At 67.6% G+C, this 5,895-nt stretch carries 2 protein-coding genes; both read left to right on the forward strand.

Going from position 1 to position 5,895, the window contains the following annotated elements; genetic code table 11:
• The coding region (locus AB0J39_RS37675; protein WP_363473715.1) for an ROK family protein at positions 1-642 on the forward strand (642 nt) is incomplete at its 5' end.
• Positions 643-856: 214 nt separating this feature from the next.
• The coding region (locus AB0J39_RS37680) for a ThuA domain-containing protein (RefSeq protein WP_363473717.1) at positions 857-5,895 on the forward strand (5,039 nt) is incomplete at its 3' end.

Consider the following 5,895-nt stretch of genomic DNA (forward strand, 5'->3'; position numbering starts at 1 on the left):
CTGGCCGAGTTCACCTCGGGGGTCGCGGCGGGCACGCCCGACCTGGTCTACCTCACCGGCGAGGTGGGCGTCGGCGGCGGCATCATCTCCGGCGGCAAGCTGCTGCGCGGAGCGGACGGCTTCTCCGGCGAGGTCGGGCATCTGCGGGTCGACCCGAACGGCGACCAGTGCGGCTGCGGCCGCATCGGCTGCTGGGAGACCAAGGTCGGACTGGCCGCGCTCGTCCGCGCCGCCATGCCCGAGCAGGCGTACGGCCTGCCCGGCATGCCGGTTCCGGACCCCGGTGAACGAGTGGCCGACATCGCCCGGGGCCTGTCCTCGGGCGACCGGCGGATGATGCAGGCGGTGGCGCAGGTCGGTCAGTGGCTCGGGCTCGGCGGCTCGATCGTGGCCAACCTGTTCAACCCCCGCGTGATCGTCATCGGAGGCTATTTCGCCTCACTGGCCGAGTGGCTGCTGCCGCACGCGCAGGACCAGCTGCAACGGCTCGTGATGGCCGCACCGGCCACTCAGTGCCGGTTCGTCGCCTCGACACTCGGCTTCGGCGCCGCGTCCCGCGGCGCCGCGAGCATGGTGGTGAACCAGATCATCGACGACCCGACCACGATCATGGATTCATTACCCAGGCCGGCAGCCTACTGACGCTGACGGCCCCCACAGACCTGGAGACGGCACCCTCCAGCAACCGAAATATCCGCTTCGACCAAGTGGCAACAAGCGCGGCGGCGCGCGCCTTGCCTGACGTCCCCCCGGTCAGGAAGGGTTTTCCATGACACCACGTTCTCGAACGTGGGCCTGGCCGCACAACGCGGCCCAGCCAAGCGGACGGCGTCCCAGACGTCTGTCCGCGGCGGCGATGGCACTCGCCATCGCTGCTCCCGCCATCACGCTCCTGTCGGCGCCGGTGAGCGCCGAGGCCGCCACCGCGGCCGCGGAGCCCGACTTCAAGGTTCTGGTCTTCTCGAAGACCACCGGCTTCCGGCACGACTCGATCCCCGAGGGCATCGCGGCCGTGCAGAAGCTCGGTCAGGAGAACAACTTCGCGGTCGACACGACCGAGGACAGCGCCGCGTTCACCGACGAGAACCTGGCGAAGTACCAGGCCGTGGTCTTCATGTCCACGACCGGCGACCCGGTGAGCACCCAGGCTCAGAAGGACGCGTTCCAGCGTTACATCCAGAAGGGCGGCGGCTACGTGGGCGTCCACGCCGCCGCCGACAGCGGATACAACTGGGCCTGGTACGGCAAGCTCGTCGGTGCGTACTTCAAGCAGCACCCGGCGATCCAGCAGGCGACCGTCAAGGTCGAGGACCCTGCGCACCCGTCGACCAAGGGCCTGCCGACGAACTGGGTCCGTACCGACGAGTGGTACGACTACCAGACGAACCCGCGTGGCACGGTCCACGTCCTGACGTCGATGGACGAGAAGTCCTACACCGGCGCCACGATGGGGGCGGACCACCCGAACACCTGGTGCCAGGACTACGACGGCGGCCGTTCGTGGTACACCGGCCTCGGCCACCAGAAGGAGAACTACAGCGAGGCCAACTTCCTGAAGCTGCTGCTGGGCGGCATCAAGACCGCCGCCGGCGCCGAGAAGGCCGACTGCTCGGCCTCGCAGAGCAGCAGTTTCGAGAAGGTCACCCTCGACGACAACACGTCGAACCCGATGATGATGAGCATCGCCAACGACGGCCGCGTGTTCTACGTGGACCGGCTCGGCGAGGTCAAGGTCATCAAGCCCACCGGTGGCACGGTCACGGCCGCGAAGCTGGACGTCTTCACGGCCAACGAGAGCGGTCTGCTCGGGATCACCCTCGACCGCAACTTCGACACCAACAAGTGGGTCTACCTCTACTACTCGCCCAGCGCGGCGAACGTCGACCGGCTGAGCCGGTTCACGGTCACCGGTGACACGCTGGACCTGTCGAGCGAGAAGAAGATCCTCGACGTTCCGGTGCAGCGGGCCGAGTGCTGCCACCACGGTGGCGGCATGCTCATGGACCAGAAGACCGGCGACCTGTGGCTGGCGACGGGTGACAACACCAACCCGTTCGCCTCCGACAGCTACGCGCCGATCGACGAGCGGTCGGGCCGGGCCGCCTGGGACGCGCAGCGTTCCTCGGCCAACACCAACAGCCTGAGCGGCAAGCTGCTGCGGATCCACCCCGAGGCCGACGGCACCTACACCGTCCCGGCCGGCAACCTGTTCGCCCCGGGCACCGCGAAGACCAAGCCGGAAATCTACGGCATGGGCTTCCGCAACCCGTTCCGCATGGGTATCGACCCGAAGACGGGCAACATCATGCTCGGCGAGTACGGCCCCGACGCCAACTCGGCGAACGCCACCCGTGGCCCGCAGAACACGGTCGAGTGGAACCTCATCTCCAAGCCGGGTAACTACGGCTGGCCGTACTGCATCGGCAACAACACGCCGTATATCGACTACGACTTCGGCACCAGGCAGTCGGGCCAGGCGTTCAACTGCGCGGCGCCGGTGAACGAGTCGCCGAACAACGACGGCCTGACCAACCTGCCGCCGGTGATCCCGGCCACGATCTGGTACCACTACCAGGCCAACACGACCTTCCCCGAGCTGAGCGGCGGCGCGCCGATGGGTGGCCCGGTCTACCGCTACAACGCCGACCTCAAGTCGAACGTGAAGTGGCCGGCCTACTGGGACGGCAAGGCCATCTTCGGTGAGTGGAACAACAACCAGGTGTGGTCGTTCCAGCTCGACGAGAACGGCACCAAGCTCGTCGAGATGAACCGGATCCTCTCGTCCCTCAGCTTCAAGAAGCCGATGGACATGAAGTTCGGCCCCGACGGCGCGCTCTACATGATCGAGTGGGGCTCCGGCTTCGGCGGCGACAACGCCGACTCGGGCATCTACCGCATCAACTACATCAAGGGCAACCCCCTGCCGGTCGCCCACGCCGAGGCGGACAAGACCGACGGCCCGCTCCCGCTGACCGTCAAGTTCTCCGGCGAGGGCAGCCGCGACCCGGACGGCCAGGCGCTCACCTACGCCTGGGACCTCGACGGTGACGGCAAGACCGACTCCACCGAGGCCAACCCCACCTTCACCTACGAGAAGGCGGGTCAGTACAACGCGGTCCTGACCATCAAGAACGAAGAGGGCGAGACCGCGACGGCCGCCGTCATCGTCGTCGCCGGCAACAACCGGCCGACGGTCAAGGTGGAGCTGCCGCCGAACGGCGCGTTCTTCGAGTTCGGCGACCAGGTGAAGTTCAAGGTCACCGTCACCGACCCCGAGGACGGGACGATCGACTGCGACAAGGTCAAGATCCAGGCGATCCTGGGTCACGACAGCCACGGCCACCCGCTCGACCAGTACAACGGTTGTGAGGGCACCGTCCAGACCCAGCAGGCAGGCCACGGCGAGACCGACAACCTGTACTACGCGATCGAGGCCAGCTACGCCGACAAGGGCAACGGCGACGCCCCGTCGCTGACCGGGCGTGGCGAGGTGCTCCTGCAGCCCAAGCGCAAGCAGGCCGAGCACTTCACCCAGACCGGCCGGGTGACCGGCGGTGTGGGCACGGACGCCGCCGGTGTCGAGGCCGAGAACACCACCGACAGCGCGGGCGGCGCCAAGCACATCGCCTTCGTCCAGGACGGCGACTGGTGGTCGTTCGACCCGGTCAACCTGGCCAACATCAGCGCGATCCGGCTGCGTGCCTCCTCGGGCGGGGCCGGCGGCACCGTGCAGATCCGTGCCGGCGACCCGAACAACGGGACGCTGATCGGCTCGGCGGACATCGCCCCGACCGGCGGCTGGAACACGTTCAAGGACGTCACGGTCAACCTGAACAACGTTCCGACGACCAGTGGCCCGCTCTACTTCGTCGTGCGCAAGCCGGCGAGCGCGGCCAACGACGCCTACCTGGTCAACTTCAACTGGGTCGACTTCATCGGCAAGGGCGCCACGGAGAACGAGCGTCCGGTCGTGACCGTGACGGCGAACCCGACCACGGGCATCGCTCCGCTGAAGGTCGACTTCACGGCGGCGGCCACCGACGCCGAGGGCGACCCGATCACCTACAAGTGGGACTTCGGGGTGAACGGCTCGCCGCAGCCGACGACGGCGAACGCGAGCTACACCTACAACGCGCCGGGCACCTACACCGCCGTTGTGACCGCGTCCGACAGCAAGGGCGCGTCGTCCAGCGCCAAGGTCGAGATCAAGGTGAACGCGCCGGCCACGGTGTGCTTCTCCGGTCGTTCCGACGACTTCCTGGGCACCCAGCTCGACCGTGACCGCTGGTCGGTCGTCCGGGAGAACCAGGACCTCAGGGTCGCCGACGGCAAGCTCATCATCCCGACGTCGACCACCGACATCTACCAGACGACCAACAACACGCCGAACATCGTCGTGCAGCCGGCTCCCTCGGGTGCCTGGACGGCCACGGCCAAGCTGACCATGGACGCGCGTGACGCGTACCAGCAGGCGGGCCTGATCATCTACGGCGACGACGACAACTACGCCAAGATGGTGCTGCAGGCGCGGTCGACCAACGGGTCCAACCACGCCAACCGCGTCTTCCAGTTCATCCGGGAGGACAAGGGCAACCCCAACGAGGTGACGGCGAGCAACACGGCCCAGCTCGGGGACGCCTACCCCGACACGGTGTACGTGCGGTTCATCAGCGACGGCACCAACATCACCGCTCACTACTCGTCGGACGGCAGCAACTTCACCGCGATGTCCGAGACCAAGCCGCTCGCCGGGATCACCAACCCGAAGATCGGCCTGATCTCGCTGGCCGGGGCCAACCACCCGGTGGTGGACGCGGCCTTCGACTGGTTCCACATCACGCCGGACGACAAGGCGACCGGCCCGAACCCGGACGACGACTTCAACGGCACCTCGCTCGACAACTGCCGTTGGGACTCGATCGTCCGTTCCGACCCGGCCACGCTGCGTGTGACGGGCGGCAACCTGGAGATCGACACCACCACGGGTGACATCTACGGGACGCCCAACGGCGCTCCGAAGAACTTCATCCTGCAGAAGGCGCCGAGCGGTGACTGGACGCTGGAGACCAAGGTCGACGGCTCTGCTCTCAGCGAGCAGTACCAGCAGGGCGGCCTGATCGTCTACGGCGACGACGACAACTACGTGAAGTTCGACTTCCTCACCACCAACGCCGCAGGGTCGACGGTGGCGCGGACGATCGAGCTGCGCAGCGAGGTCGGCGGCACCGTGCAGAACCCGCAGCCGCAGATCGCCAACCGCACCACCGGTGTGTGGTGGCTGCGCCTGAAGAAGGTGGGAGACAGCTTCACCGGCTCCTACTCCTCCGACGGCACCACCTGGACCGACCTGGCCACCAACGGCACGGTCACCCCGGTGAAGAACAGCGCCGTGGCGAACGCGTCGAAGGTCGGTGTCTACACCATCGGCACCAACCAGACCGCGTCCAAGACGGTCAAGTTCGACTACTTCAAGCTGACCAAGGCGGGTAGCGAGGACAAGACCGCTCCGGTGACGACGGCGACGACCGACCCGGCGCAGCCGGAGGGCGGTTCGTTCACCGGCCCGGTCACGGTCACGCTGAAGGCGGCCGACGAGGCCGGCGGCAGCGGGGTCGCCAAGACCGAGTACTCGCTGGACAACGGCGACTGGACGGCGTACACCGCTCCGGTGACCGTCTCGGGCGAGGGCCAGCACCAGCTGCGCTACCGCTCGACCGACAAGGCCGGGAACACCGAGGAGATCAAGACGCTCTCGCTGACGATCTCCGCGGCTCCCTCGGCGGAGGTCAAGCTGACCGTGACGGCCGCGCCGCGCTGCATCGGCAGCTCGGTGTACCTCGCCGTGACGGCGGTCAACGACGGCGACGCGCCGGCCACGATCGAGCTGAACACCCC

The sequence above is a fragment of the Microbispora sp. NPDC049633 genome, from assembly GCF_040675265.1.
GTDB lineage: Bacteria > Actinomycetota > Actinomycetes > Streptosporangiales > Streptosporangiaceae > Microbispora > Microbispora maris.